The sequence below is a fragment of the Phytoamicus setariae genome (genome assembly GCF_016722925.1).
Classification (GTDB): Bacteria; Pseudomonadota; Alphaproteobacteria; order Rhizobiales; family Rhizobiaceae; genus Rhizobium_E; species Rhizobium_E setariae.
On record NZ_JAEQNC010000002.1, the window covers coordinates 349186 to 375582 of the forward strand.

Below are 26397 nucleotides of genomic sequence, written 5' to 3' on the forward strand. Positions count from 1 at the left end.
TCTAGCCACCGGTCATCGGCGGGAAAATGCCGATTTCTCGAGCGCCGGCAATCTTCTCGTCGTGTTCGGCGTGCTCCTGGTCGATAGCGACGCGGATGACCCGGTCATGCTGAAGCGCTTCCTGATATTCTTCGCCCAGACCTTTGAGATGATTCAAGAGATCGCCGACCGTCATGACGCTCTCAGGCACATCGATCGTCTCGGCAAACTTGCCGATCCGCTCCCGCACCCAGGCGAAATAGACGAGATCCAGCTTCATTCCTCTTCATCCACCACATGCTTGAGCCCGGCTTTGAAGTAATCGTAGCCGGTATAGATGGTCAGCAAGGCCGCGATCCAGAGCAGCACAAGCCCGATGGTCGTGGTATGGGGCAACACTTTTTCGCCGGCAGGACCAGCGAGCAGGAAGCCGATTGCCACCATCTGCGTCGTCGTCTTCCACTTGGCGATCTGGGTGACCGGCACCGACACCTTCAGTGCCGCGAGATATTCCCTCAGCCCGGAAACCAGTATTTCGCGACACAGGATGATGATGGCCGCCCACAACGCCCAGCCGGCGATCGTGCCATCGGCTGCGACCAGCAACAAAACTGAGGCGACCAGCAGCTTGTCGGCGATCGGATCGAGCATCTTGCCGATATTGGACGTCTGCTTCCATATGCGTGCGAGATAGCCGTCAAGAAAGTCGGTGGCCGAGGCAACCGCAAAAAGCCAGAACGCGGTCCACCGGGCGAAATCCGAGCTTTGCAGACGCCCCTCGACGAAGAAGCAGAGTACGATCAACGGAACCGCGAGGATCCGCCCGTAGGTGAGCATGTTGGGAATATTGAATGCGCGTTTTGCCATGATTTCGTGACTTGGACTCAGGATGGTATCAGATGATAGTCGCGCGACCCAAAGGTCAAGCCGTCTGACCATCTGATTGCGCCGCTCTTCCGGCAAAAAATAGGTATGCACGTTGCAGCATCCAAATTTATTCGGTTTTCAGCGGCTTTTTTGAGTTGTTCCCGGGGGAACATCGCGCCGTTCCATGATGCGCAAAGTGGTGGTTGAGGGCGGATGAGATTCCGCCGCCGGAACTCGAGAGGGTCATCACAATGCGAACGTTACACACAGGGCTCGAAGGTCATGAAGCGCTTTTTGTCGCAAGCCAGCGACAGGCCAGCCACGTGCTCGCGTTTCACCGCCGCCACAGCCGGTTTCTGAGATTTGTCGATTCCCACCAGAAATGGATGCTGATGCACATGATTGCCGATACATGCGCCGGCAGCGCTGAGGGCGTTGCCGCCAATTGGATATGCGAACGGGCGCAGGACATCGGCATTGCCTCGCGCAATACCACGCTCGCCTTCTTTGGTCAGTTGGCTGCGTATGGCTATCTCGTCAGGCGCGAATGCGACTCCGACAAGCGCATGAAACTTGTGGCGCTTTCCCGCGAAACCGAAAAAATCCTCGGCGAGTGGGTCGGTGTGCAGCTTGCCGGAATTTCGCCCGTCGGGGAGATCACCCTCGATGACGATGTGACGCTTCGCCACATCTATCTTCGCAGTGCCGGCAGACTGGTCGGAACGCCTTCCTATGTCCGGCCGCCGATCGACGTCGGGCTGATGCAGGACATACGCGGCGGCTGGTTGGTGATGAACGATCTGCTCACCCACATCGATCCCACGGACTGCTGCAAGGATTCGATCGCTGTGTCGGCGTTCAGCATTGCCCAGCGGGCTCGTGATTTCGCCATGTCCCGCAGCACGATCTATCGGCTGTTTCGGCTTGCAGAAGAAGCCGCCATTCTGGGATGGGAGGGCGAGCAGGGGTCGGACAGCCTCAAGATGAGCGGTTACCACCTCCGCCAGTATTGCCGCTGGAACGGGCGCCTGCTCCAGATCGTCTGCGAGGCGGCGCAGCAGGCAAACGACAATTGCAGGCAGACCGGCACTGGGTACTATTTTCCTCAGGCTGCTGCCGGCATTAGGGCTCCGGCAACCAGATTGCTCTAGAAGCCTCTCTTGGGCGCGCGTTGCGTCCAAGGGGCGACAATGCGACGGATACTGATCGAGCTTGGATTGACTTGCGCACTGGCGGCCGCGGCGATGGTGGCGCACGCACAGGAGACGTCCTTGCTGGAGCGTATGACGCTGTCGTCTTACGCCGGCACGCTGGGGCCGGGCGTCGAGCTCGGCCTGCGCTTTGATGATAACTGGCGCGCGCGCGCCGGCATCAACGGCTTTCAGGCCGACTATGTCTACCATCAGAAAAAGTCCGACCTGCATTCGCGCCTGACGCTGCTGAACGCAGGGCTGACTGCGGACTATTATCCGTTCGCCGGGGATTTTCATGTTTCCGCCGGAGTGCGGCTATCGGCCAACAAGGTCGAAGGTCGCATGAAAAACCTCAGAGCCCGCGTCAAGGGCGGTGCCACGATTGAGGTCCCCGATCCATTGACCACCTACAGGGTGGAGCAGAATGCGATCCAGCCGTATATTGGCGCGGGCTACTCTGTGAAGGTGGACGAGCGGGTGTCGCTGAACTTCGATCTCGGCGCCCTCTATGCCGGGACGCCGGATCTCGCAGTCAACTCCCGCGCCTATATATTTGGTGTTTCCCGAAACCAGATCCGCAACGAGATCGAACGGGCGCGTGACCGGATATCTCCCTTCAAGATTTACCCGGTCGTTCAGGTCGGGCTGACGTTCAGCTTCTGAGCGATTACCCGCCGATTCCGCAGACCTTCATCCCGCCATCTGCCGGCCAGTCCTTGAAGGGGATGAACTCCGCGCCGGCGGCGATTTGAAGCTTGATGTGTCCACCCTTGCCGTCGGGCTTGCTGGCGATGCCCTTGCCCGTCAAGACATTGAGGTCGCAGTCGCCGCTGCTGTTCAGATCGAGCGTGTCGTAGTAGCTGTAGGTGAAGCCGGCGACGACAAAATCGGTGTTGCGATACGCCAGCGTCAAGGTCTGGCTCCAGCGGTCGCGCCCGATGGTATCGTTGCGCGTTGTCACTTGTATCGACCCGTTCGGCAGGGCTTTCAGGCTGGGTTCCTGGCCAAAAAATGTATCCGGGCCTGCGCGACCCCAGACCTTGCCGCGGGCAACGCCCGCAGGTTTGAGATACTGCCGCTCGGGGTCCTGAAGGAAGAAATGCAGGTCCATATCTTCCTGGCCGCGGCTCAGCAGTGCCAGATCTTCGGCACCGTCCTTGTTCCAATCACCGGTAATGGCCGCGACAAAGCTTGCTGCGTCGATCTGCTCGGCTGCGGCGGGTGACGCCAACAGGCAGGCTAGGGCAATGGCTGCACCGGGTGGCTTCAACATGGGCGATTCCCTTCCGTCTTCACAATGGCGCGATAAAGCCAAGTCGGCATCCCGCAATCAATACTTTTTTAACCTTGTATCCGTGGATATCGTTGACACAAGAACAATAATAGAACATAAAAAGAACATTAGAGAACAGGAGGCGCAAATGACCGATTTTCTACGTGATATGGCAGCATTCACTTCAGTCGTCATGTTCGTGGCGAGTTTCGCCGTTCTGATGGTATCCCTCTAAGGTGGGGATAGGGTGTGTGCGCTGGCACGACCAGGCCCTGAAAGCTGGACGCGCCGCACCCAACGTCGCTATGAAAGGGAAACGAGACGAATCCCGGGATGATGCGGCATGGAAAATATCGAACATATTGATGCGCGTTCGGGATTGAGCGACAGCCCGCAATTTGTCCATCTGCGCTTCCATTCGGCGTTCTCCCTGCTGGAAGGGGCGCTGCCGATCAAGAAAATCATCGCCAAGGCGGCGGCTGATCAACAGCCAGCACTCGGGCTTGCCGACACCAACAATCTGTTCGCAGCCCTCGAATTTTCCAAGACGGCCTCCGGTGAAGGCATTCAGCCGATCATCGGTTGCCAAATGGCCATCGATTTCGAGGAGGACGCGGTCGAGGAGCGCGGCGGGCGTCAGACGCAACTGAAGAAGCTGCCGTCGATCGTGCTGCTCGCAGCCACCGCCGAGGGATACCAGTTGATGTCCGGAATTGTCAGCCGGGCCTACATGGAAGGCGATGGCCCGGGTACCATCCACGCGAAGATTTCCTGGTTCGGCGAGGCCATGCCGGGACTGATTGCGCTCACTGGCGCAGCGTCCGGTCCGATAGACATGGCTTTGCGCGACGGCAATGCACATCTCGCGGAGCGCCGGCTGGCGACGTTGCATCGGCTGTTCGATGATCGGCTCTATATCGAGTTGCAGCGCCATGGCGCCTACGACCGCAGCCACGAGGCCAAGATTGTCGAACTGGCCTACGGCATGGAACTGCCTATTGTGGCGACCAACGAGCCGTTCTTTCCGACAGCCGGCGATTTCGAGGCGCACGATGCACTGATGGCGGTGGCGCAGAATTCGCTGGTCTCCGACGAGAACCGCTTCCGGCTGACGCCAGACCACTATTTCAAGAGCCGCGCCGAGATGGCGGCCCTGTTCGCGGACCTGCCCGAGGCGATAGAAAATACGGTCGAAATTGCCCGGCGCTGCGCATTCACGCTCAAGACGGTTGCACCGATTCTGCCGCGGTTCACGGGTGGTGCCGCCGATGGTGAGGCTGCCGAGAAGGCCGAAGCCGACGAACTTGCGCGGCAGGCCTGGGAAGGCCTGGACCTTCGCCTGAAGGCAATCGGCCTGGCGGATGGTTACACCGAAACGGACTACCGGGAGCGGCTGGAATTCGAACTCGGGATCATCGAACGGATGAAGTTCCCCGGATACTTCCTGATCGTTGCCGACTTCATCAAATGGGCCAAGCTGCACGATATTCCCGTCGGTCCGGGCCGCGGCTCGGGCGCGGGCTCGCTCGTCGCCTATGTCTTGACGATCACCGACATCGATCCGCTGCGCTTTTCGCTGCTGTTCGAGCGCTTCCTCAACCCAGAACGCGTGTCGATGCCGGACTTCGATATCGACTTCTGCCAGGATCGCCGCGAAGAGGTGATCCGCTACGTCCAGGAGAAATACGGCCGCGAACAGGTTGCGCAGATCATCACCTTCGGATCGCTGCAGGCGCGTGCCGCACTCCGTGACGTCGGCCGCGTGCTGGAAATGCCCTATGGCCAGGTCGACCGCATCTGCAAGCTGGTGCCTAACAATCCCGCCAATCCGACCCCGCTCTCCAAGGCCATCGAGGAGGAGCCGCGGCTGAAAGAGGAGGCCGAGAAGGAGCCGGTGGTCGCCCGCCTGCTCGATATCGCCCAGAAGATCGAGGGTCTGTACCGGCATGCGTCCACCCACGCCGCCGGTATCGTCATCGGCGACCGGCCACTCGCCAAGCTGGTGCCGCTCTACCGGGATCCGCGCTCGGACATGCCTGTTACACAGTTCAACATGAAATGGGTCGAGCAGGCGGGGCTGGTGAAGTTCGACTTCCTCGGCCTCAAGACCCTGACCGTACTCAAGACCGCTGTGGAATTCACCAGGAAGCGCGGGATCGAGGTCGATCTTTCGGCATTGCCGTTGGACGACGCGCTCACCTACGAGATGCTGGCGCGAGGCGAAACTGTCGGCGTGTTCCAGGTGGAAAGTGCCGGCATGCGCAAGGCGCTGCTCGGCATGCGGCCGGACTGCATCGAGGATATCATCGCCCTCGTCGCCCTTTATCGTCCGGGTCCGATGGAGAATATTCCTGTCTACAATGCCCGCAAGCATGGCGACGAGGAAATCGAGTCCGTCCATCCGAAGATCGACTACCTGCTCAAGGAAACCCAGGGCGTTATCGTCTACCAGGAGCAGGTCATGCAGATCGCTCAGGTGCTCTCCGGCTATTCGCTCGGCGAAGCCGACCTGCTGCGCCGCGCCATGGGTAAGAAGATCAAGGAGGAAATGGACCAACAGCGGGCGCGTTTCGTCGAGGGCGCAATTGCAAACGGTGTGTCCAAGGCCCAGTCCAACCTGATCTTCGATTTGCTGGCGAAGTTCGCCAACTACGGCTTCAACAAGTCGCATGCGGCGGCTTATGCCGTGGTTTCCTACCAGACGGCCTATTTCAAGGCGCACCATCCCGTCGAGTTCCTTGCCGCATCGATGACGCTCGACATGGCCAACACCGAAAAGGTCAACGACTTCCGTCAGGATGCGGTGCGGCTCGGCATCAAGGTGGTGCCGCCATCGGTGCAGACATCTTTCCGCCGCTTCGAGACGGGCGACAATTGCATCTACTTTTCGCTCGCCGCGATCAAGGGCGTGGGCGAGGCGGCCGTGGACCACATCGCAGCGGCGCGCGGCGACACACCCTTCGCCAGCATCGAGGACTTCTGCCTGCGCACCGATCCCAAGATGATCAACCGGCGCGTCTGGGAAAGTCTGATTTCGGCCGGTGCCTTCGATTGCTTCGGTGTCGACCGTGCCCTGCTGGTCAACGGCCTCGATCGGCTGCTTGCTTATTCGCAACGCGCCGTGTCCGACAAGGCGAGCGGCCAGAGCGACATGTTCGGCAGTTCTTCTTCCGGTCCGGAAAAAATCTTGTTCCAGCCGGTATCGCCTTGGCTCGCATCGGAGAAGCTTCTCAAGGAATTCCAGGTCCTCGGCTTCTACCTCACCGCCCACCCGCTGGACACCTACAGCCATACACTGGCGAAACTGCGGGTGCAGACCTTCGCCAACTTCTCCAACGCGGTCAAACAAGGCAAGGCTCCGGGACGGCTTGCAGGAACCGTCACCAGCAAGCAGGAGCGCAAGACGCGCACCGGCAACAAGATGGGCATCGTGACGTTTTCGGATTCGTCGGGCCAGTTCGAGGCTATCATGTTTTCCGAGACGCTTGCCCAATATCGGGACATTCTGGAAACCGGCAAATCCTTCGTCATCATGGTCGAGGCGGAAGAACGGCCGGAGGGTATAAGTCTACGGATCCAGAGCGTGCAGTCACTGGAAGAGAAGTCGGTCCAGATGCAGAAGGCGATGCGGATCTTCCTGCGCGATGCCGCTCCGCTCAAGGTGCTGGGCAGCCATCTCGCGGTCAAAGGAGAGGGGCAGGTATCCTTCATCGTCATCAAGGATGACGGCAAGCGTGAAATCGAGGTCGCTTTGCCCGAGCGTTACCGTATCTCGCCGGAGATTGCGGCTGCCATGCGTGCAAGCCCCGGCGTGGTGGATGTCGAACTGGTCTGATATCAGCCCCTCGGCGCCTTTCGGGTAATGGTGATGAAGTCGGTGCCCAAGCCGGTTTCGTGCTGGGTGCCGTTGTCCGTGATGGTGATCGAAGAGCCGTCACCCAGCATCGTCTCGACGCGTTCGCGCATATCGTCGGGAATGCCGATACGCAGGAAGGCCCGTTCAGCAGCATCGGACGCCAGGCTTTCGGCTGGCCGAGTAATCCCCAGTCGGCGGGCGGTTTTGTCCGGAATATGGTTGTCCAGCGTCACGCCATGCCAGCGAACATGATTCTGGGCGGCGTTGACATCGGATGCCGTGAAGAAATGCGTGCCGAGCGCGATCTCCGGATCGGCGATCTCCACCGGGCCATCGAAGATCGGTTTGAAGTTCTGCCTGACATACAGCCAACCGGTCGGCACCTTGCGGTTCATGACCTTATAGATCGAGGCAACGAACTGCTGTGTCATCTCGCCTGATGGCTTCTGGCCGTGCAGGTCCTGATAGGCCTTGATAGCGGCGCGCAATTTTATCCCGTGCAGACCGTCCACCGGACCGGCATCGTAGCCAAGCCGGTTGAGCATCGCCTGGATGGTTGCGGCACGATCGGTGTCGGAAGCGCGGGTGATCAGCACGCGCACCGGCGCGATCTTCTGCGGCAGCGTGGCGACGGCCGTGGCGCCTGCCTTCGGCAGTGTTTCGGCCATGGCGACTTCGATCCGGGCACCATCGCTAGGCATGGCTGGCCGCAACGCGGCGTCGCTCAACAGCTGTGGGGAGGGGTGGGGAAAGCGCGGCTTGAACAGCTCGGCGGTGGTTATGGTATGGGGAGCGATTTTCCGATCAGAGACCACCACGTGAAAACCGCGCTTTGTCATTTGATAGAGCGTCTTGGCGAATTTGCGCGGCATCCGAATGCAGCCGTGGGAGGCCGGATAGCTGGGAACGCTGCCCGATTCGTGCAGCGCGATTCCCGACCAGGTGATGCGCTGCATGAACGGCATGGGCGCGTCGTCGTAGAGATTCGAAAAATGGGTCTTCTTCTTTTCGAGGATGGAAAAGATTCCCGATGGCGTGGTGTGCCCGGCCTTGCCGGTCGAGACATTGCTGGTGGCAACCACCTGCTCGCCATCATAGACCACAAGGCTTTGCGTGTCCTTGGAAACAAAGATTTGTAGCGGCGCATCCGTGGCCATTGCTGTTGTAGCAAACAGCATCGACGTGGCAAACGCGATGCCCAGCGAAACCCGGGTGAACATGTGGACTCCTACGCAATACTCTCGGCGCCCAACATTAGGATTCAATATTTAATGAAAATTTGCGCGAAGGCGCCTATCCACATGAACATCCAATGCCCTTGCAACGCGGTTAACAAAGGATGAATGTTGCAATCCCAAAAAATGGCCTCAGGGTGCGTGGCCGCGCTTGCCCTTGCCGAACGTATAGCCGGTCTCAATGCTCTTGGTGCCGAATTTGTTGCGCAGCGCATCCATGGCCGCTTCTGCGGCGGCGCGCTTGCCGGCGCCCTCGTCGATCAGACTCGGCGGGTCGGCCTGTCCGGCGTCGGAAAGATCGGTCACGCCAATGCCGATCAAACGGTACCGCGTGCCATCGATTTCCTTCTCCAGCAGCGAAAGCCCTTCGCGGAAAATCCGGTCTGCAAGCTGCGAAGGGGCGTCCAGCCTGCGGTTGCGCGTGCGTGATTTGAAGTCGGCGGTTTTCAGTTTCAGCACCACCGTGTGGCCGGCGATCGCCGCTTTCTTCAGCCGGTGCGACACCTGCTCGGAAAGCGCCCTGAGCGGTGAAATCAGGTCTTCCGGGCGGCTGTAGTCCTCGAAAAAGGTCGTCTCGGCGGAAACGCTCTTGGCCTCATCGTTCAGGTGAACCTTGCGTTCGTCCATGCCGCGGGCGAGGTTGAAGAGCCGCTTGCCCATGATGCCGTAGCGGCGCATCAGGTCGCCTTCCTCCATCACCTGCAACTGGCCGATCGTTACGATCCCGTCCCTCTCGAGCGTGGAGGCAAACGCCTTGCCGACGCCCCAGATTAGCGTCACTGGTTTGGGTTTCAGGAATTCGACCGCTTCGGCTTCACCGATTACGGAAAAGCCGCGCGGCTTGTTCATGTCCGAGGCCACCTTGGCGAGGAACTTGCAATAGGACAGGCCGACGGAGACGGTAATTCCCACCTCTTGTTGGACACGCAGCGCAAATCTCGCAAGCGTCAGGGCCGGTGTTGCGTGGTGCAGGCGCTCGGTGCCGGCCAGATCGAGGAATGCTTCGTCGATGGAAAGTGGCTGCACCAGTGGCGTCAGGTCGTGCATCATCGAACGGATCTGGCGGCCGACCCGGACATACTTCTCCATATCGGGCTTGATGACCACGGCGTTCGGGCAAAGGTCCAGCGCCTTGAACATCGGCATGGCGCTCTTGACGCCGTGGATTCGCGCCACATAGCAGGCGGTCGAGACCACGCCGCGCTTGCCGCCACCAATAATGACGGGCTTGTCGGCAAGGTCGGGATTGTCGCGTTTCTCGACTGAGGCATAGAAAGCGTCGCAGTCGATGTGGGCAATAGTGAGCCGGTCAAGCTCCTGATGGTGCAGCAGCCTAGGGCTGCCGCATTTGCTGCAGCGCGTCCTGCCCGCGGCAGCGGGCGCAAGGCAATCGCGACAAAAGCCCGGATATGTCGGATGCGTTGCCATTGGGGACCGGAACAAAAGTTGAACAACGAGACATTAGGGTCTATTGTTCATGCGTTCAAGGTCCCCGTGGGCCTTATTCACAGGGCGCGCAGGCTGGCAAAATGCGCGCGAATGAGATTGTCGGCATGGTTCCAATCGAGCGCCAGATTGACTCCTTCACCAGGAGGCGGCGCGAGGGCCCGGAATACGTCGCTGGCCATCATGTTGATCAGCATGCAATCGGGCGCATGGGAGCGCACGGAATGAAGATTGGTATGGAGATCGTCGATGAACACCGAGGGCCGTCCCGCTGCGCCGATCAGTCCGGCTGCGATCGGTCCCTTAGCTTCGTCGGTAGAGATCATCGGAAAACGGATGTCGAGGTTGTCGAGCAGCGTACGTCGCACAGCGTGGTGACGCGGAGGCATGGCGGTGAGAAAAACGATGTCGGCCATTTCATGCAGCGCATCGAGCACGGATTTTGCGTTGCGGGCAGGGCGCTGCCAGCGGTCCTGGGTCGCGAAGAACGTTTCTTCGAATTCGTGGATCGCTTCATGCGAGGCAGCCGAGCCATCGACGACGCTGCGGACGTTGCCCTTCAGGTGAAAGGAATCTGCATGCAACCGGTATTGCATCGATGCGAGAAAATCCTGGAACGGGTCGAGGAATTCAAGCACCACCTCGTCGATGTCGCAGATGACCAGTGGCCGCGTCGAGGCGCGAAGTTCGTGTACGAGATCGTCGATCATAGCCAGACCCCTTCAGTTGGGCCGGTCAACAGCCGATGACAGGATTGAACGAACTCCACCGTTACGTCGTTGTCCGCACAGAAGGACATCAGCGTCGGTTCGTGGTTCATCAGAAAACCTGTCAGCCCGCCGCCGAAGCCGGGCTCCTGTGCCGCCTGTCTGAGGGCGGATACATCGATGCCGGTGAGGGCAAGGAAACGGCCCATCAGGTCGGGTTGGCTGCCAAGCCAGGTAAGGATGACGATGGCAAGTGCGTCGGCTTCGCCCTGCATGGGAGTTGGCACTTTTACGGTGCCCGGTTTTGTCGGGGTCATATTACGTCTTTTTAAACCTAATACCCGTAGGTTAGCCTACGGAACGATAAGAATCTGCGTGTCGTCACTATATAGGACCTATTGGTCCGGCATGCAAAAACGGGGTTCGAGTGTGGCGCCATGCCAAAGCAGGTAATGATAGTCGAAGACAATGAGCTGAACATGAAGCTCTTCCGCGACCTGATCGAAGCGTCCGGCTACAAGACCATCCAGACCCGCAATGGTATGGAGGCATTGGAGCTTGCGCGCAAGCACCGGCCCGACCTCATCCTCATGGATATCCAGCTTCCGGAAGTTTCGGGTCTCGAAGTGACGAAGTGGCTGAAGGAAGATGACGAACTGCATGTCATTCCAGTAATTGCCGTCACGGCCTTTGCAATGAAGGGCGATGAGGAACGTATCCGCCAGGGCGGTTGCGAAGCCTATGTCTCCAAACCAATCTCCGTTCCCAAGTTCCTGGAAACCATCAAGACCTATCTCGGCGACGCCTGAGGGAGCCTTCATGACTGCGCGTATCCTGGTTGTCGACGACATACCCGCAAATGTGAAATTGCTTGAGGCACGGTTGCTAGCCGAGTATTTCGAGGTGCTGACCGCCGAAAACGGCCATCAGTGCCTGGAAATCTGCAACAAGGTGCAGGTGGACGTCATCCTGCTCGACATCATGATGCCCGGTATCGATGGTTTCGAGGTTTGCGAGCGCCTGAAGGCCAATCCGAAAACCTCCCATATCCCGGTTGTGATGGTGACTGCGCTGGATCAGCAGGAGGATCGCATTCGCGGGCTGAAGGCCGGAGCCGACGATTTCCTGACCAAGCCGGTCAACGACATCCAGCTGATGGCCCGGGTCAAAAGCCTGGTGCGGCTGAAGATGCTCAGCGACGAACTGCGCCTCAGGGCGGAAACCGCACGCAACATCGGCATGGATGATCCGGCCGCGGCCGCCGCCGCTCGCTTTCAGGAGCCAGCAAGCGTTCTGCTTGTCGATGGACGCGCCAACTCCCAGGAGAGGATTGCCCGTGCGCTAAAGCCGATCGCCGAGGTGACGGTCCAGAGCGACCCGCAGGCGGCGCTGTTCGAAGCCGCCGAGGGGGCGTTCGACCTCGCCATCGTCAACTCCAATTTCGACGACTACGATCCGTTGCGACTCTGCTCGCAATTGCGCTCGCTGGAACGCTCGCGCTTCATCCCGATCCTGCTGGTTGTCGATCAGGGAAGCGAGCAGATGGCTGCCCGCGCTCTCGAGATCGGCATCAACGATTACATCTTGCGTCCTGTCGAGACCAACGAACTCATCGTCCGCAGCCTGACGCAGATCCGCCGCAAGCACTATAACGACCAGCTTCGCGAAAGCGTCAAACAGACGATCGAGCTGGCGGTGACGGATGGGCTGACCGGCCTGAACAACCGTCGCTACCTCGACAAGCACCTCAAGCTGTTGTTTGACCGTGCCGCCGCGCGCGACAGGCCGCTTTCGCTGTGCATTACCGATATCGACCGTTTCAAGCTGGTTAACGATACGCATGGACACGATGCGGGCGACGAAGTGCTACGGGAGTTCGCGGCGCGTATCCGTTCGACCGTACGCGGGGCCGATCTTGCTTGCCGCTACGGGGGCGAGGAGTTCGTCGTCGTTATGCCGGATACCGGGCTGGATACGGCGGCATCCGTTGCGGAGCGGCTGCGTTCGATTATTGAAGCCGAGCCGTTTGAGCTCCGGTCTGCGGGCATTTCGCTGAACATCACGGCGTCGGTCGGCATTTCGTCGACGGTCTGGGGCGCACAGTCCGCGGATCAATTGTTGAAGCAGGCCGATCGCGCACTTTACGAAGCCAAGCACGGCGGGCGAAATAGAGTCGTTGCCGCGGCCGCATGAGTATTTGTTTTTGCTTATGAATTGGCTCGCGGGCATAGGTTATCCACAGTTTTGTTGAAAAACCGTTCTTCAGCGCGACTTTTCCATCACACTTTTTGGCATGCGTGTCTGGAACCGTGCCGCGAGCAATAAAGCAACTCTTGCGTGCTTGCCCTTCGCCACGCGAAGCAAAAACGCCTCTCATACGTCCTGAAGAAATAAATCTAACAAATACAAATATATAGAATGAAATTCTGGTGTGATCCGAGGTCGTGTCCCGTTTCAATGGCGCGGACGAAGTCTAACGCTGGCCCGTGCATCGCGTTTATGCGAATTCCATGGAAAACAACACGATATTCGCCTTAAAAAGCGCCGCCTGCCGGTAAAACTAGCCGATAGGTTGTGGGTAGCCAAGAGTAGTAGATGAATAGCTCGTTGATTTCCTCGCGAAATCACGTCATGTTTCCTCATGAAAGAAACACGAGGCAGATTTGTTTCAACAAGCTTGTCTACCCCATGATGTTCAGGTCCGCCGCATCCCCTGTATCGTGGGGCCGGTCGGTCAGAGTGTAATATACGCGGAGTCCTCGTTCTGCCGTTACTTTCTGACCGACCCCCAATAAGACGCCATCGTTCGAGAGAATGGTGGCGTTTTTATTTGTCGGGTACGGTATCGTGGAAGTGCGCGTAGATCTGCCGGGCGACAGTTTCGGATATACCCGGAACCGATAGCAGATCGGGGATGCCGGCGCGGGAGACGGCCTTGGCGGTGCCGAAATGCTGGAGCAGCGCGCGTTTGCGCGTCGGGCCGATGCCGGAAACTTCATCGAGCGGATTCTTGACCAGTTCTTTCTTGCGGCGGGCGCGATGGGTGCCGATCGCGAAGCGGTGCGCTTCGTCACGCATGCGCTGGATGAAGTAGAGCACAGGATCGCGCGGCGGCAGCGTGAAGGATTGCTTACCGGCCTGGAAGAAACGTTCTCGGCCGGCCTCACGGTCGGCCCCCTTGGCGACGCCGATGGCAACCACGCAGTCAGTAATCTCAAGCTCTTCGAGAATGGCGCGAACGGCTGTCATCTGCCCCTGGCCACCGTCAATCAGGATAACGTCGGGCCAGATGGGGATGGTTTCGTCGTCGATGGGCGGCTGGCTGCGATCGGGCTTTCCAGCCTCCTTGATGAGTCGCGAAAAACGGCGGGTCATTACCTCCCGCATCATCCCGAAATCGTCTCCGGGGGTAAGTTCTTCATTCTTGATGTTGAACTTGCGGTACTGGCTCTTGGCAAACCCTTCCGGCCCGGCCACCACCATGCCGCCGACTGCATTGGTGCCCATGATATGGGAGTTGTCGTAAATCTCGATACGACGGGGAGGATGTGGCAATCCGAAAGTCTCGGCGAAACCCGCCAGCAGGCGCGTCTGCGATGACGTGTCGGCCAACTTGCGACCATGCGCCTCGCGGGCATTGTTAAGCGCATGTTCGACCACTTCGCGCTTTTCGCCCCGCTGCGGCACATTGATATGGACACGAAAGCCGGCACGTTCCGTCAGCGCGTCGGATAGCAGTTCCATTTCCTCGATCTGCTCGGAAAGGAGAATCTGCCGAGGGCAGGGCTTGTCATCATAAAACTGCGCAAGGAACGCGTCGAGCACTTCGGAAGCGGAGAGCGAGGGGTCCGCTTTCGGGAAATAGGCGCGGTTGCCCCAGTTCTGGCCGGTGCGATAGAAAAACACCTGAATGCACGACAGGCCGCCATCATGATGGATGGCGAACACATCCGCCTCCTCGATGGAAGCCAGGTTGATGCCCTGATGGCTCTGCACATGCGAAAGGGCCGCCAGCCGGTCGCGATAAACGGCGGCACGCTCGAAGTCGAGATCTTCAGAGGCATGGTTCATCGCCTTTGCGATCGTCGATTTCACATTCTGGCTTTTGCCGGAGAGAAAGTCCCGGGCCTCGAAAACCAGTTCGTCGTAGTCGGCATCACTGATTTCATGGGTGCACGGCCCCGAGCAACGCTTGATCTGATAGAGCAGGCAGGGGCGGGTGCGCGATTCAAACACTGAATCCGTGCACGTCCTCAGAAGAAAGGCGCGCTGCAGCGAGTTGATCGTTCGGCCCACCGCCGTCGCCGAGGCGAACGGGCCGAAATAGTCGCCCTTGCGGACGCGCGCGCCGCGATGCTTCATGATCGCCGGCGCACGGTGGTTTCCCGACAAGAGGATATAGGGAAAGGATTTGTCGTCTCGCAACAAAACGTTGAAGCGGGGCCTGAGCCGTTTGATCAGATTGGCTTCGAGCAGCAGCGCTTCGGTCTCTGTACGGGTGATGACGAACTCCATGTTCGCCGTTTCATGCACCATCCGGCCGATCCGGTTGGAGTGCACCCGGCCGGCAGCATAATTGCCGACCCGCTTTTTCAGCGAGCGCGCCTTGCCGACATAGAGAACCTCCGCCTCTGCATTCAGCATGCGATAGACGCCGGGGCTATTCGGCAGTTGCTTGACGAATTCGGCAATCAAATCCATTCCGGTCAAGCCGGTCTCGGGCAGCGGGGTTTCGCGCCAGGCAATCGTCGCGTCTTTCACCGGCGCCGGGATGGTTTCCGACTCGGTGTTGTCGTCGTCGTCCTCGTCGATGAAGTTGTCGTCGTAGAGTATGCCGCCATCTTGTGGCGCGCGGGGTGTCATTCATTTATCTCCGCAATATCCGGCGTCTGCCAGGCCAGGTGCTGGCCGCCGTCGAGCGCGATCATCTGGCCGGTGATCGATGGCGTATCATAGAGAAAGCGGATCGTCTGTCCGAATTCTTCCAGCCGGGGACCAGCCTTCAATATAAGTCCGTTGACCTGTGCTTGAAAGTCTTCCTCCGTTTGTGATGCGCTTTGCAGGGTCGGGCCGGGGCCGATCGCATTGACGCGGATGCGCGGCGCGAGCGCCTGGGCGAGCGTCTGCGTAGCGGTCCAGAGTGCGGACTTGGAGAGGGTGTAGGAATAGAAGCGAGGGTTCAGCGCCCAGATGCGCTGGTCGATGATGTTTACGACCAGCCCCCGCCTGTTGGCCGGCAATTGCCGGGCGAAATCGCCGGTGAGAATCGAGGGAGCCCTGACATGAATGGCGAAATGCTGGTCGAGGATCCCGGTATCGAGCGCCTCGATGGAGTCGTCGCGAAAGATGGAGGCATTGTTGACGAGAAGGCCGAGCGGCCCGAGGCCGGCAGCGGCTTCCTCGACGACTTTCTTGCAGGCAACCGGGTCGGAAAGATCGCCCTGAACAACGGTGACTCGCCCTCCGGCCGAGACGATTTCCGCGGCCAGTTCCTGCGCCTGTGTGGCAGAATTGTTGGTATGGATTGCAACAGCAAAGTCGTGGCGCGCAAGGTCGCGGACAATTGCTGCGCCTATTCTCGCCGCGCCGCCGGTTACCAGGGCAGTTCTGATATTTCTGGATGTCAAATTCAGTCTTTCAGAATCATTTCTTGTCAGGGGTTAAAAGATATATCGGCTATGCGCAGACGACAAATCCCCGGTTAAATAATTTGTTTACCATGGTATACATAGGTATATTTGAAAATAGTTTAAGTAAATAATTATGGATAATAAATTGTAAAATGTCTTGTTCATTAATAAGTCTGTCGGGACTAAGGATTCATTAGAAAATGACACAACATTGCCTTGTTTCATTTACTCTTTCGTAACGTCGATTGTCCAATAAGTGCTCATCAATTCTAACAATCCGACCCGGGATTGGAATTCATAACTGGCGTCGATGCATGGTTCATGCCTGCTCAGCGTTGGCACATCAAGGAGAATAGAATGCGTAATCTGATCAAGTCCCTCGCTGCTTCCGTGCTCGTTCTGGGTGCGGTGTCCATCGCTCATGCAGCCGACGCTATCGATGAAGTGCCGTTGGCGCCTGAAGCTCAGGACACCATGGGCTCTGTGTCGGGCTGGGAAGGCGGTTATGTCGGCGCCAAGGGCACCTACCAGCGCGGCAAGGTCAAGGAAGGCGGCGCATACAATGCGATCGGTCTCGGCGGTGGTCTCTACGGCGGCTACAACATGCAGGACGGCCAGTTGGTGTACGGCGGTGAAGCCGACCTCAACTACTCCGGCATCGACTCCACGTCCGCTGGCGTCGAAACCAAGCAGCGCCTCAACGGTTCTGTTCGCGGCCGCGTCGGCTACGACCTCGAGCCGGCTCTGGTTTACGGCACTGCCGGTCTTGCTGCCACCAGCCTCAAGGCCAGCGATGCGACGTCGTCCGACAGCAACACCCTGATCGGTCTGACCGTTGGCGCCGGCGTCGAAACCAAGATCACCGACACGATCACGGCTCGTACCGAATACCGCTTCACCAACTATCAGGACCAGACCTTCAAGCTCGACAGCGGCGCGAAGGATCGCAGCCTGAAGGAACACCAGATCAACATCGGTCTCGGCGTCCGTTTCTAAGTCAGAAAACGGCCGGCATACCGGCTGACATTGACCTCCATTTTTGCCCCGCTGGCGACAGCGGGGCTTTTTCGTTGAGCCTTAGACTCAGGACTCATTGATTAGAGCCAGAAGATGACGGTGCGGCGATACAGATCGCCGACTTGAATCTGATTTGCAGCCCTTGGAAATCCCTCTGAATCAAGACAAGATCATCCTGCTTTAGCTTTTTGGGGAGACTCTGATGGAAAACCACGAGCCGCTTTTACGCGAGGCGATTGCGCTCTCTAAATCCGCGATGGAACGCGGCGACGAACCGTTTGGCTCGGTGCTGGTGAAGGACGGCGAAGTAATCCTGCGCGCCGAAAACAGCGTCTTCACCGGCCACGATATGACGAACCACGCCGAGATGAACCTGGTTAAACTGGCGGCGCAACACTACGACACTACTTTTCTCGCTGACTGCACGCTCTATACCAGCACGGAGCCGTGCGCGATGTGCTCTGGGGCGATTTACTGGTCGGGCATCGGGCGTATGGTGTTTGCGTGCTCCGAAGCGCGGCTTGGCGAGATTGCTGGGATCGGGTTGAACGTGCCGAGCCGGGCGGTGTTGCAAACCGGCGCCCGCATGGTCACTGTGGTGGGCCCGACGAACCTCGAAGACGAAGCTGCCGAAGTACATCAGGGATTCTGGCCGAAGCATCTAGGCAAGGCTTAGAGCCTCGACTCAGGACTCATTGCTTAGAGCCAGAAGATGACGGTTGCGGCGATGCAGATCGCCGAAAAGAAGGTATGCGCGCATCGGTCGTATCGGGTTGCAATGCGCCGCCAGTTTTAGAGCTTGGCGAAGAGGTTCTCGACCTTGTGACGCTGGCGATAGAGTGCCCTGTCGTAGGGACATGGGACTATCACGGCGTCCTGTTCAACACCGTGAAGCACATCACAAATCAAATCAATAGGTCCTGAGCCTAGGCGATCGGCTGGGAGCCAAGTCCCTGAATGCTGCTTATACCTGCGGACGCATCTTGGAGTAATCCGGGAAGAATTTCTCGAATTTCTGCGGCCAGTTCTTCAGTTTTGGCCGGCCTTTTTCCCACTGCCCCTCAAAGCGCAGGTTCAGATAGCCGATCAGCGCGGCCAGCGCGAAATGCCCGCCATGCAGGCTCTTCGATGTCTTCGGCAGATTGGCGTTGAGGTAGTCGAGCCCGCGCGTCACCTTGGACCATTGCTTGTCGATCCAGGGCTGGTGAAGCCGTTCCTCCGGACGGAATCGTCGTTCATAAATGATGGCGATCAGGCAATCCACAATGCCATCGCAGACGGCTTCCAGCACCTCCGCTTCCGTGCGTTTTTCCGGGTTGCGGGGGTAAAGCTTGCCTTTGGCTTCGCGGTTCATGAACTGCATGATGGCAACGCTGTCGAACACCGGCGCCTTATCCTCGCGCAACAGCACCGGAATTTTGCCGAGCGGGTTGCTGGCGAGCAGCACGGCCGGTTCATCGTCCGTCTTGACCGCTTCGCTGGCGACCCCGAGATCGAGGTGGTGCGCGGCCATGCGGACCTTGGCTGAATAGGGCGATGTGGAGGAGTAGAGGAGTTTCATTCTGGGTCTTGCCTCACTGAATAGCGGGAATGGAGATGTTGCGTTGGCGACAGGCGCGCCGATCGACCGCGGGGCACGACGTGAACCCGAGTGACTTGGTCATGCAGATACGCAGTTCGCTGATCTGACCGTCGTCACAGGTCACGGCCAGCGCGTCCCTTTTCAGGCCAGGGTTGGCACGGATCATCAGGGATTCGATCTGATCGGTCGAAATGTTTCGGTCGATCGCGCCGTTGAAGATCACTTGCGGTAGCACGATTTTTGCGTAGGCGGCGCGCAGCGTATTGAAGTAGGCCCTCTGGCTGAGCCCCGAACAGGTGCCGTGCTTGCGCCATTCGTGCCCTGCGAGCCCTGCCGATGGAATAATGTCGTTCAGGCTTCGGGCCAGTGCATCTGGCACTCGGCCGGGCTCTGGGCTCTCGCAGTTTTCGGGCCAGGAGCGTTCGTTCTGCGGCCAGAGGCCATGGGCGATGAAGCCGTAGCGGCGCTTGCCGTTGCATTGGGACGTGCGGCCGCCCGGATCTCTTTCAGAACACCAGCTAGGCGACCAAGACAGCGATAGGACGTAATAGTCGAAGTCGGCGGCCTTGGCCCGGCCAGCGTCAATCAGGGACAGGTGAGCGGCGAGCAATAATCCCAGAAGCCATGTAAGGAGCCCTTGCCGCATCGTTCAGGCTCCCCGATGTGGTGCTACCAGCCGATGGAATTGCGGATGGTCGAGCAGTCCTTGCCATAAACATGCCAGGGGTCGAGGCCCGCAATGCAGAATTCGAGGCCTGCAAATTTCGGCGCTCCGGCAAAGCCACCGGGGGTTTCCAGCAGATACCACATGTCGCGCTTGCGGCCGTCGTTCATGCGCACGGTGGCGTGGCAGAACTTGCGGCCTACGCGGTGAAGCGAATCGCGCTCCCGCTCATAGCGCATTTTCGGATTGATGATATCGATCAGGAACAGTTTGGTGCCGTTGTACTTGCGGTACTTGCCGTCAACCTTGGTCTTCAGTGATGAAAGCACCCACCCGGTATTGCAGAAGTCCTCGGAACGCGGCAGTTCGAATGCGCTGGCCGTCTGCAGCGGAATGGACGAAACAAGAAGGCCGAGCGCGAGCGCGAAACGGGAGGCGAACATGGAAAATCTCCGGAAGCAGAGCCATGCGAGGCTCTTTGGCGGCACCATGATCTAACTGCGCGCGCCCGGTCAAGTGCAAAGCCGCAACAGTAACAGTCTGTTAAGAGCTTTTGGCGCGCTTTGTGTCAGACGACCCAGAGCACCTTGCCCGCATCGAGAAAATCGATGGAATGGATGATGGTTCCGGTACTGCCGAGAAAGCATACGTTGTAGTTCGGGGCTAGGGCGCCATAACCCATGCGCTCGACGATGCCGGAGAAATCGGGCCAGCAGGCGTGGTTGGTGGAGCGTGGCGCCGAGAAGGGAATGCCGCAGACCTGGCCGCTTAGCGTGAAGTGACAATGGCCGAAGAAAATGTGCCGGACCGTATCCCGATACTGGCGAAGAATGGCCTGGAATTCCGCCTCCTGCACGATTCCGATCTCGTCGGCATTGGCGACTTCGACCGCAATCGGGTTGTGGTGCATGAAGAGCCATACTGGTCTGTCGGACTGGCGCGCACTTTCCAGAACATCCGTCAACCACGCCCGGCGGGCGGCGCAATAGTGACCGGCATGCGTGCCTGGCTCAGCCGTATCAATATAGACGAACAGGCCGGCCTCGGTCTCCTCAGTCCATTGAACGAAGCCGTTTGCATCCCGCTGCGCGCCGTCGAAGACACCGGCATAGGTGGTGCGGCTGTCGTGGTTGCCGATGAGCAGGCGGGGCGCCAGTTTGCCCTGCAGCGGCGACTTCGCGAGAAGCGACTTGAGCAGGTGGTAGCTTTCCTCCTGGCCGCGATGCGTCAGGTCGCCGGTGATGACGATCCGGTCGGCGTCCGCCTGGAATTCCTCGACATGCGCAAGGCACCGCTTGAAATTCTCGACCGGGTCATGACCAAGGATGGTCGAGGAATTGATGTGGATGTCGGAAATATGGATGAGTTTCATGCTTGTTCTTCCCCCCTGATCCAGAAGCATCTGGTATTTGCAAAACGATCCTGAGCCAGCTTTTCTTCGAGGAAAGGTAGCAGAATCTCCAGTTCGCCCTTCAGCGTGTAGGGCGGATTGACGATGATCAGGCCAGAACCCGACAGACCGGTGCTATCGCGGTCGCCTTTCACCGAAAGCTCGGCGCAGAGAATTTTCGGAATTTCAAGTTCCGCGAAGGCATTGTGGAATTCGCGGATCGGCGCGCCGTTCTTCAGCGGATACCACAGGCAATAGACCCCGGTCGGGAACTTTCGGTAGGCCTTGGCGAAATTGTCGACCATGCGACGGTATTCGCCCTCCAGTTCGAATGGCGGATCGACCAGGATCAGCCCGCGCTTTTCCTTCGGCGGCAGATGGGCGTTCATCGCCAGCCAGCCGTCCAGATGCGTGGCGCGTGTCTGGAAATCACCGTCGAAATTGCGGTGCAGTTCCTCGAAATCGGCGGGATGCAGCTCCATCAACGACAACCTGTCCTGCAGGCGCAGAAGGCCGCGGGCAAGCTTCGGGGAGCCTGGGTAATAAGTCAGGCCGCCATCCGGGTTCAGCGCCTTGATGGCATCAAGATAGGGCGCCAGAAGCGACGCGACATTTGCGGGCAGGGGCTCGTCGATCAGGCGGCCTATGCCGTCCAGCCACTCGCCGGTCTTTTGTGCTTCTTCGCTCGAAAGGTCATAGAGGCCGATACCGGCATGGGTGTCGAGCACCCGGAACGCCTTGTCTTTCTGCTTGAGATATTCGACCAGCCGCGCTAGCACCGCGTGTTTCAGGACATCGGCGAAATTGCCTGCGTGGTATATATGGCGGTAATTCATGATTTCGGGTGAAGCTCGGATGATATTTTTCGATGTGCGTCGCAACAACTTTCGCGGCGTGCTCGCTTCGATTATACACATTGCATGAACATTGCGACCCGTCTTCCCGAAAATATCACTGTGCGTCATTCCGCTTGCCCGCATGACTGTCCCTCCACCTGCGCGCTGGATATCGAAGTCCATGCCGATGGACGGATCGGCAAGGTGCGCGGCGCTGCTGACAACAGCTATACGGCCGGCGTCATCTGCGCCAAGGTGGCCCGTTATGCCGAGCGGCTCTATCATCCTGATCGGCTGATGCATCCCTATCGACGCACGGGGGCGAAGGGGGCAGGAAGCTGGCAGCAGATCAACTGGACCGATGCGCTGGACGAGATCGCCGAAGCCTTCGTCAAGGCCGAAGGTCGATATGGTGCCGAGACGGTGTGGCCTTACTACTATGCGGGCACGATGGGCTGGGTGCAGCGCGATTCTATTAATCGGCTGCGGCATGCCAAGAAATATTCCGGCTTCTTCGATTCCATCTGCGTCAATCCGGCCTGGACAGGCTACTTCATGGGCACCGGCGCGCTGCGCGGTCCCGACCCGCGCGAGATGGCGAAATCCGATTGCGTGGTGATCTGGGGCACCAATGCGGTCGCCACCCAGGTCAACGTCATGACCCATGCGATCCGCGCCCGCAAGGAGCGCGGTGCCAAGATTGTCGTCGTCGATATCTACGACAACCCGACCATGAAGCAGGCGGACATGAAACTGATCCTGAAGCCGGGATCGGATGCCGCACTTGCTTGTGCTGCGATGCATGTCGCCTTCCGCGACGGCTATGCCGACCGCGACTACATGGCGCGATACGCCGACGATCCTGCCGGGCTTGAAGCGCATCTGAAAACCAGGACGCCGCAATGGGCTTCCGAGATCACCGGCCTCTCGGTCGAGGAGATCGAAGCGTTCGCGCGTCTGGTGGGCACGACGAGGAAGAGCTATTTCCGGCTGGGCTACGGTTTTTCGCGCAGCCGCAACGGTGCGGTCTCCATGCATGCGGCACTCAGCCTGCCGACGGTGCTGGGCTCCTGGCAATATGAGGGCGGCGGCGGCTTCCATTCCAATTCCGGCATCTTCAAGATGGACAACCGCCTGTTGACCGGCCAGTCGTTTGCCGATCCCGATGTTCGTCAGCTCGACCAGTCCGAGGTCGGGCGAATTCTGACGGGCGATCCCCGCGCACTTCGCAATGGTCCCCCTGTTACGGCCATGCTGATCCAGAACACCAACCCGATCAATGTCATCCCCGAGCAGCGGCTGGTAAAGAGCGGCTTCATGCGCGACGACCTGTTCGTTGCCGTCCACGAGCAGTTCATGACCGAGACGGCTGAGATTGCCGATATCGTGCTGCCAGCCACCATGTTCGTCGAGCACGAGGATATCTATCGAGCCGGCGGCCAGAACCACATCACGCCGGGACCGAAACTGGTGGAACCGCCGGATGACGTGCGCACCAATCTCTTTGTCATCGAAGAACTGGCAAAACGTCTCGGCGTGGCAGACATGCCGGGCTTCGGGCTGACGGAGCGCCAGCATATCGAGGCGATCCTGAATGTCGACGGGTTGCCGGATTACGACACGCTGCTGAACGACAAGTGGTTCGACCGCCAGCCGGATTTCGAGACAAGCCATTATCTCAATGGGTTTGCCCATCCCGACAAGAAATTCCGCTTCCGTCCGGACTGGCTGGGCCAGCAGGGCTCGGTACGTCCGCCCGACAACATCGGCGTGCTGGGGCCGGCAGATCAACTGCCGGAATATCCGGATTTCTGCGCCGTGATCGAACTGGCCGACGAGGATCATCCCTTCCGGCTGGCGACGCCGCCCGCACGCAATTTTCTCAATTCCAGCTTTGCCGAGACCAAAACCTCGCGCGACAAGGAGGGGCGTCCCGAAGTGATGATCTCACCGGTCGATGCCGCACGCAATTCGATCGAGAATGGCGATGTCGTCACCATCGGCAACATCAGGGGCTCTGTCCGCATCCATGCGAAGGTTACGGATGCGGTCAAGCCTGGCGTGCTGATCGCCGAGGGCATCTGGCCGAACAAGTCCCATCTCGATGGCGAAGGCATCAACGTACTGACGGGGGCCGACAACGTCGCGCCGTTCGGTGGCGTCGGCCTGCACGACAATCGCGTCTGGCTGCGCAAATAGCACTCGACCCCCGAAGCGTTTCATGCGAACGGAAGCCTTCGGCCGGGAAAATCCGGGACGTTGAACGGAAGGTCCGATGATGGATGCCAAGCTCGCCCGCAAAGTGGAAATCCGCAAATCCGAGACGCTCCACAAGCGTTTCGTGCATCTGCAGCGATTGACTGTCGAGCACGAGACGCTGGCTGGCGGTCAACTGACCATCGAACGTGAGGTTCACGACCACGGCAACGCCGCGACTATCCTGCTCTACGATCCCAGCCGCAAGTCAGTTATTCTTGTTCGTCAGTTGCGTGTCGCGCCGATCCTGAATGGCGACAACGGGTTCCTGATCGAGACGCCGGCGGGGTTGCTCGATGGCGACGATCCGCTGAGTGCCATCATCCGCGAGGCGATGGAGGAAACCGGCTATCGCATCGACCGCGCCGAATATCTGTTCGATGCCTACATGTCGCCGGGTGCCCTGACCGAACGCGTCAGCTATTTCGCCGCCGAGATCGATGCGACTGCCAGAACCGGCAAGGGCGGGGGACTTGACGAGGAAGGCGAGGATATCGAAGTTCTCGAGTTCGGGCTTGCCGAGGCGTTCCATATGATCTCGACCGGCAAGATCTGCGATGCCAAGACGATCATGCTGCTGCAATGGGCTGCGATGAAATACGGCCTCTGACGGGTTCCGCTCAAAAAGCTGCCTTGAGCCCTATGGATACGGTCATCGCGCGGAAATCACCGCCCGCGCCGTCGTCGAACCAGCTTTCTCTGCCATTGTTCTTGTTGACGACCCGCGTGTCTGCGCGCGCGCTGAACATCTTGTCGAACGAGCCGCTGACGAAGAGCAGCATACTGTCGCGTAGCGCATACTCCGCCGAAGCGCTTACTGAGACTGCCGGCTTGGTGAAATAGTAGTCGTAGAAACGCAGGTCGCGCATCCAGTGGTCGTCCGTACCGTATGCATCCACCGCCACGCCTGCCTGAAGCGAGCCCGCGAAGGTCCAGGCGCCCTCGGTGTGGCTGAGATTGGCGCCGAGATAGGGGACAGGCCAGGCCTGGCGGTATGAAATCCCTTTCTCGTCGTCGGGAAAATTGCCCCGGTCGTCGCGAAATCCGCTTGTCGAATAGACATAGGACCCGCCCCACGCCGCCCACTTCACGTCGGTGTATTTGAAGCCGGCACCGAGCGAGATATCCGTTCCCTCATGCGAAAGAAGTTCCCGACCGACCTCGACCCCACCGACCAGATAGTGATTGAGGCGCGTGTCGGGATGCAGCGAGCGGTGCGACCACGGCTGGCCGGCCGCCATCCAGTCGAAATCCGCCATGTGGCCGTTGCCGTCGAGGCCGATCGTCGCGCGGGCATTGAGATACCAGTCCTTCGGAAGTTCCAGCTTGAGATCGCCGGTGAAGGTGCTGACATATTTGCTGTTCCATTTCAGCTGCGAGACCTTGGTCGAGCCCTCCCAGACGAACTCGTTGGCTTTCAGGGAGGTCAGCCCGTAGCTGCCCGAAATACTGACTGTGCCATCCGCGGATTGGGCCTCCATGTCGGCGGCAAGAACGCATTGCCCGCCTGCGATCAGCATCCCGATCGCCGCCGCTGTCCGTAACTGCAAGCCCATTGCGAATCCCCCATCTCGCGCTGAGGCAGGATACGGGAGCGAATTGCCATGTTCAATGCGTGCTGGCAGCCAGTTCCGCTGCCGTTACAAGGCTCGCGTAAGCTGCCGACGCCGACAGGCGAACCATGGGGGTTCCGCGATCCAGCCGCGTGCCGATGGAAAGCCCGGTGACGCTGCAATTGCCGGATTTCTTGCGGATCGCCGCGCAGGTGTCGGCGACATCCTGATAGATGCGCTGGCGCTGGCGCGCCGCATTTTCGAAATAGATGCGCTGACGGGTTGCCGCCTTGCCGGGGCTCGATTTGCTGATGATGAATTCGTACCGGGCAGCGGGATCGGATTTGCCGAACGGATTGATCTCTGCAAAAGCGAGCTGCAGCTGATATTCATACACCTGCTTGCCCGCGGGCTTGCCGGTTGCCGACATGACCGTGCATTGCGTGGCGAGCGTGCCGATCAGCAATGCGCATTCGGACTCGCCCATGGCCTGAATATTCTCGGCGGCGCGATTGAGCAGGTCGTCCTCGGTGATCTTGTTGCCCTTCTTCGGCTTGAGGTCGCCCAGCGGCATCTGCACGGTCACGACCACCCGCCGTTCCGGGACCAATTCGGCGTGCTTTGCAAGCAGCCGGTAGGCAAACTGATTGGATGGGCTTTTTAGGCTTTCCGGGTCGACACGGTCGTCGAGGGCCGATGCTTGCGCCTTCCATACCCGTTCCTTGACGGCAAGATCGTTGCCCAGCATCGCAAGGTTGACTGCGTTATAGATCTGCAGGCCCACGAGCAGGCTGAACGGTATCAGGACCATGACCAGCAAGGCGAGAAGGAAGCGCTGCTGCCCCTTCGTCAGCGACGAAAAATACGCAAAGAGTTGTTTCATGACCCGCCATCTGGATATTGCCCCGCCACT

At 59.2% G+C, this 26397-nt stretch carries 26 protein-coding genes and 1 pseudogene; 10 read left to right on the top strand and 17 right to left on the bottom strand.

Annotated elements, in window-relative coordinates; all coding sequences use genetic code 11:
- Position 1: 1 nt before the first annotated feature.
- Both moaD and pgsA read right to left on the bottom strand, forming a co-directional pair.
- Positions 2-259, bottom strand: coding sequence for a molybdopterin converting factor subunit 1 (gene moaD, locus JJB09_RS04380; RefSeq protein WP_201653654.1), 258 nt, complete (start codon positions 257-259; stop codon positions 2-4).
- On the bottom strand, positions 256-846 hold the full coding sequence (pgsA, locus tag JJB09_RS04385; RefSeq protein ID WP_201653657.1) for a CDP-diacylglycerol--glycerol-3-phosphate 3-phosphatidyltransferase: 591 nt from the start codon (positions 844-846) through the stop codon (positions 256-258). The genes moaD and pgsA overlap by 4 nt, the downstream gene beginning before the upstream one ends.
- Before the next feature lie 251 nt (positions 847-1097).
- Between pgsA and JJB09_RS04390 the strand changes: the two genes are divergently transcribed.
- Together JJB09_RS04390 and JJB09_RS04395 are read left to right on the top strand one after the other, a co-directional pair.
- Entirely contained in the window at positions 1098-1997 is a 900-nt protein-coding gene (locus JJB09_RS04390) for a hypothetical protein (RefSeq protein WP_201653660.1), read from the top strand.
- 39 nt (positions 1998-2036) lie between these two features.
- Entirely contained in the window at positions 2037-2702 is a 666-nt protein-coding gene (locus JJB09_RS04395) for a hypothetical protein (RefSeq protein ID WP_201653663.1), read from the top strand.
- Between the two features lie 4 nt (positions 2703-2706).
- Here the strand turns inward: JJB09_RS04395 and JJB09_RS04400 are convergent, their stop codons facing one another.
- Entirely contained in the window at positions 2707-3312 is a 606-nt protein-coding gene (locus tag JJB09_RS04400) for a hypothetical protein (RefSeq protein WP_201653666.1), read from the bottom strand.
- Here JJB09_RS04400 and JJB09_RS04405 point away from each other — a divergent pair.
- Positions 3287-3547, top strand: coding sequence for a hypothetical protein (locus JJB09_RS04405; protein ID WP_201653669.1), 261 nt, complete (start codon positions 3287-3289; stop codon positions 3545-3547). The two genes, JJB09_RS04400 and JJB09_RS04405, sit on opposite strands and share 26 nt — an antisense overlap.
- Before the next feature lie 108 nt (positions 3548-3655).
- Complete coding sequence (dnaE, locus tag JJB09_RS04410; protein ID WP_201653672.1) at positions 3656-7147, top strand: DNA polymerase III subunit alpha; 3492 nt, start codon at positions 3656-3658, stop codon at positions 7145-7147.
- A 2-nt stretch (positions 7148-7149) separates the two neighbouring features.
- Here the strand turns inward: dnaE and JJB09_RS04415 are convergent, their stop codons facing one another.
- From JJB09_RS04415 to JJB09_RS04430, 4 genes are all read right to left on the bottom strand, one after another.
- Positions 7150-8388 carry a L,D-transpeptidase family protein gene (locus JJB09_RS04415; RefSeq protein WP_201653674.1) on the bottom strand — a complete coding sequence of 413 codons (1239 nt, stop codon included), beginning with the start codon at positions 8386-8388 and terminating at the stop codon, positions 7150-7152.
- Positions 8389-8535: 147 nt separating this feature from the next.
- Positions 8536-9831, bottom strand: a complete 1296-nt coding sequence (locus JJB09_RS04420; RefSeq protein ID WP_201653678.1) for a DNA polymerase IV — start codon at positions 9829-9831, stop codon at positions 8536-8538.
- A gap of 77 nt (positions 9832-9908) precedes the next feature.
- Positions 9909-10559 carry a hypothetical protein gene (locus JJB09_RS04425; protein WP_201653681.1) on the bottom strand — a complete coding sequence of 217 codons (651 nt, stop codon included), beginning with the start codon at positions 10557-10559 and terminating at the stop codon, positions 9909-9911.
- The gene (locus JJB09_RS04430) at positions 10556-10873 is read right to left on the bottom strand and encodes a DUF3572 domain-containing protein (RefSeq protein WP_425523680.1); all 318 of its coding nucleotides are present in this window, start codon (positions 10871-10873) and stop codon (positions 10556-10558) included. The genes JJB09_RS04425 and JJB09_RS04430 overlap by 4 nt, the downstream gene beginning before the upstream one ends.
- Positions 10874-10993: 120 nt before the next feature.
- Here JJB09_RS04430 and JJB09_RS04435 point away from each other — a divergent pair, with 120 nt between their 5' ends.
- On the top strand, positions 10994-11365 hold the full coding sequence (locus tag JJB09_RS04435; protein ID WP_201653684.1) for a response regulator: 372 nt from the start codon (positions 10994-10996) through the stop codon (positions 11363-11365).
- Positions 11366-11375: 10 nt separating this feature from the next.
- The gene (locus JJB09_RS04440) at positions 11376-12749 is read left to right on the top strand and encodes a PleD family two-component system response regulator (RefSeq protein WP_201653687.1); all 1374 of its coding nucleotides are present in this window, start codon (positions 11376-11378) and stop codon (positions 12747-12749) included.
- 633 nt (positions 12750-13382) lie between these two features.
- Here the strand turns inward: JJB09_RS04440 and uvrC are convergent.
- Together uvrC and JJB09_RS04450 are read right to left on the bottom strand one after the other, a co-directional pair.
- Entirely contained in the window at positions 13383-15419 is a 2037-nt protein-coding gene (uvrC, locus tag JJB09_RS04445; protein ID WP_201653690.1) for an excinuclease ABC subunit UvrC, read from the bottom strand.
- Entirely contained in the window at positions 15416-16183 is a 768-nt protein-coding gene (locus tag JJB09_RS04450) for an SDR family oxidoreductase (protein ID WP_201653693.1), read from the bottom strand. The genes uvrC and JJB09_RS04450 overlap by 4 nt, the downstream gene beginning before the upstream one ends.
- Positions 16184-16543: 360 nt before the next feature.
- On the opposite strand from JJB09_RS04450, the gene JJB09_RS04455 reads away from it, so the two are divergent.
- Together JJB09_RS04455 and JJB09_RS04460 are read left to right on the top strand one after the other, a co-directional pair.
- Positions 16544-17182 (top strand): outer membrane protein, encoded by a 639-nt coding sequence (locus tag JJB09_RS04455; protein WP_201653696.1) that lies wholly within the window; start codon positions 16544-16546, stop codon positions 17180-17182.
- 223 nt (positions 17183-17405) lie between these two features.
- Positions 17406-17879, top strand: coding sequence for a nucleoside deaminase (locus JJB09_RS04460; protein ID WP_201653699.1), 474 nt, complete (start codon positions 17406-17408; stop codon positions 17877-17879).
- 23 nt (positions 17880-17902) lie between these two features.
- On the opposite strand, the pseudogene JJB09_RS04465 reads toward JJB09_RS04460, so the two are convergent.
- The 6 genes and pseudogenes from JJB09_RS04465 to JJB09_RS04490 all read right to left on the bottom strand — a co-directional run.
- Positions 17903-18055: pseudogene (locus JJB09_RS04465) on the bottom strand (transposase); the annotation flags it as partial.
- 112 nt (positions 18056-18167) lie between these two features.
- On the bottom strand, positions 18168-18764 hold the full coding sequence (locus JJB09_RS04470) for a glutathione S-transferase family protein (RefSeq protein ID WP_201653702.1): 597 nt from the start codon (positions 18762-18764) through the stop codon (positions 18168-18170).
- Between the two features lie 13 nt (positions 18765-18777).
- The gene (locus tag JJB09_RS04475) at positions 18778-19431 is read right to left on the bottom strand and encodes a ribonuclease T2 family protein (protein ID WP_201653705.1); all 654 of its coding nucleotides are present in this window, start codon (positions 19429-19431) and stop codon (positions 18778-18780) included.
- Between the two features lie 23 nt (positions 19432-19454).
- Complete coding sequence (locus JJB09_RS04480) at positions 19455-19892, bottom strand: hypothetical protein (RefSeq protein WP_201653708.1); 438 nt, start codon at positions 19890-19892, stop codon at positions 19455-19457.
- A 125-nt stretch (positions 19893-20017) separates the two neighbouring features.
- Complete coding sequence (locus JJB09_RS04485) at positions 20018-20821, bottom strand: metallophosphoesterase (RefSeq protein WP_201653711.1); 804 nt, start codon at positions 20819-20821, stop codon at positions 20018-20020.
- Entirely contained in the window at positions 20818-21675 is an 858-nt protein-coding gene (locus tag JJB09_RS04490) for a 23S rRNA (adenine(2030)-N(6))-methyltransferase RlmJ (RefSeq protein ID WP_201653714.1), read from the bottom strand. The genes JJB09_RS04485 and JJB09_RS04490 overlap by 4 nt, the downstream gene beginning before the upstream one ends.
- An 84-nt stretch (positions 21676-21759) precedes the next feature.
- Here JJB09_RS04490 and JJB09_RS04495 point away from each other — a divergent pair, with 84 nt between their 5' ends.
- Positions 21760-23874: a molybdopterin oxidoreductase family protein gene (locus JJB09_RS04495; protein ID WP_201653717.1), complete on the top strand. Its 2115-nt coding sequence runs from the start codon at positions 21760-21762 to the stop codon at positions 23872-23874.
- Between the two features lie 79 nt (positions 23875-23953).
- Complete coding sequence (locus tag JJB09_RS04500) at positions 23954-24541, top strand: NUDIX domain-containing protein (RefSeq protein WP_201654194.1); 588 nt, start codon at positions 23954-23956, stop codon at positions 24539-24541.
- A 10-nt stretch (positions 24542-24551) separates the two neighbouring features.
- Here the strand turns inward: JJB09_RS04500 and JJB09_RS04505 are convergent, their stop codons facing one another.
- Positions 24552-25487: an omptin family outer membrane protease gene (locus JJB09_RS04505; RefSeq protein WP_201653720.1), complete on the bottom strand. Its 936-nt coding sequence runs from the start codon at positions 25485-25487 to the stop codon at positions 24552-24554.
- 52 nt (positions 25488-25539) lie between these two features.
- Positions 25540-26367, bottom strand: a complete 828-nt coding sequence (locus JJB09_RS04510) for a polysaccharide deacetylase family protein (RefSeq protein WP_201653723.1) — start codon at positions 26365-26367, stop codon at positions 25540-25542.
- Between the last annotated feature and the right edge of the window lie 30 nt (positions 26368-26397).

Excerpts from the sequence above, each read along its gene's own strand:
- JJB09_RS04400 (WP_201653666.1), bottom strand. The coding sequence starts at position 3,312 with ATGTTGAAGCCACCCGGTGCAGCCATTGCCCTAGCCTGCCTGTTGGCG.
- dnaE (WP_201653672.1), top strand. The coding sequence starts at position 3,656 with ATGGAAAATATCGAACATATTGATGCGCGTTCGGGATTGAGCGACAGC.
- JJB09_RS04435 (WP_201653684.1), top strand. The coding sequence starts at position 10,994 with ATGCCAAAGCAGGTAATGATAGTCGAAGACAATGAGCTGAACATGAAG.
- JJB09_RS04470 (WP_201653702.1), bottom strand. The coding sequence starts at position 18,764 with ATGAAACTCCTCTACTCCTCCACATCGCCCTATTCAGCCAAGGTCCGC.
- JJB09_RS04485 (WP_201653711.1), bottom strand. The coding sequence starts at position 20,821 with ATGAAACTCATCCATATTTCCGACATCCACATCAATTCCTCGACCATC.
- JJB09_RS04490 (WP_201653714.1), bottom strand. The coding sequence starts at position 21,675 with ATGAATTACCGCCATATATACCACGCAGGCAATTTCGCCGATGTCCTG.
- JJB09_RS04425 (WP_201653681.1), bottom strand. The coding sequence starts at position 10,559 with ATGATCGACGATCTCGTACACGAACTTCGCGCCTCGACGCGGCCACTG.
- JJB09_RS04495 (WP_201653717.1), top strand. The coding sequence starts at position 21,760 with ATGAACATTGCGACCCGTCTTCCCGAAAATATCACTGTGCGTCATTCC.
- uvrC (WP_201653690.1), bottom strand. The coding sequence starts at position 15,419 with ATGACACCCCGCGCGCCACAAGATGGCGGCATACTCTACGACGACAAC.
- JJB09_RS04420 (WP_201653678.1), bottom strand. The coding sequence starts at position 9,831 with ATGGCAACGCATCCGACATATCCGGGCTTTTGTCGCGATTGCCTTGCG.
- JJB09_RS04390 (WP_201653660.1), top strand. The coding sequence starts at position 1,098 with ATGCGAACGTTACACACAGGGCTCGAAGGTCATGAAGCGCTTTTTGTC.
- JJB09_RS04415 (WP_201653674.1), bottom strand. The coding sequence starts at position 8,388 with ATGTTCACCCGGGTTTCGCTGGGCATCGCGTTTGCCACGTCGATGCTG.
- JJB09_RS04440 (WP_201653687.1), top strand. The coding sequence starts at position 11,376 with ATGACTGCGCGTATCCTGGTTGTCGACGACATACCCGCAAATGTGAAA.
- JJB09_RS04455 (WP_201653696.1), top strand. The coding sequence starts at position 16,544 with ATGCGTAATCTGATCAAGTCCCTCGCTGCTTCCGTGCTCGTTCTGGGT.
- JJB09_RS04475 (WP_201653705.1), bottom strand. The coding sequence starts at position 19,431 with ATGCGGCAAGGGCTCCTTACATGGCTTCTGGGATTATTGCTCGCCGCT.
- JJB09_RS04505 (WP_201653720.1), bottom strand. The coding sequence starts at position 25,487 with ATGGGCTTGCAGTTACGGACAGCGGCGGCGATCGGGATGCTGATCGCA.
- JJB09_RS04480 (WP_201653708.1), bottom strand. The coding sequence starts at position 19,892 with ATGTTCGCCTCCCGTTTCGCGCTCGCGCTCGGCCTTCTTGTTTCGTCC.
- JJB09_RS04460 (WP_201653699.1), top strand. The coding sequence starts at position 17,406 with ATGGAAAACCACGAGCCGCTTTTACGCGAGGCGATTGCGCTCTCTAAA.
- JJB09_RS04500 (WP_201654194.1), top strand. The coding sequence starts at position 23,954 with ATGGATGCCAAGCTCGCCCGCAAAGTGGAAATCCGCAAATCCGAGACG.
- JJB09_RS04405 (WP_201653669.1), top strand. The coding sequence starts at position 3,287 with ATGGCTGCACCGGGTGGCTTCAACATGGGCGATTCCCTTCCGTCTTCA.
- moaD (WP_201653654.1), bottom strand. The coding sequence starts at position 259 with ATGAAGCTGGATCTCGTCTATTTCGCCTGGGTGCGGGAGCGGATCGGC.
- JJB09_RS04430 (WP_425523680.1), bottom strand. The coding sequence starts at position 10,873 with ATGACCCCGACAAAACCGGGCACCGTAAAAGTGCCAACTCCCATGCAG.
- JJB09_RS04395 (WP_201653663.1), top strand. The coding sequence starts at position 2,037 with ATGCGACGGATACTGATCGAGCTTGGATTGACTTGCGCACTGGCGGCC.
- pgsA (WP_201653657.1), bottom strand. The coding sequence starts at position 846 with ATGGCAAAACGCGCATTCAATATTCCCAACATGCTCACCTACGGGCGG.
- JJB09_RS04510 (WP_201653723.1), bottom strand. The coding sequence starts at position 26,367 with ATGAAACAACTCTTTGCGTATTTTTCGTCGCTGACGAAGGGGCAGCAG.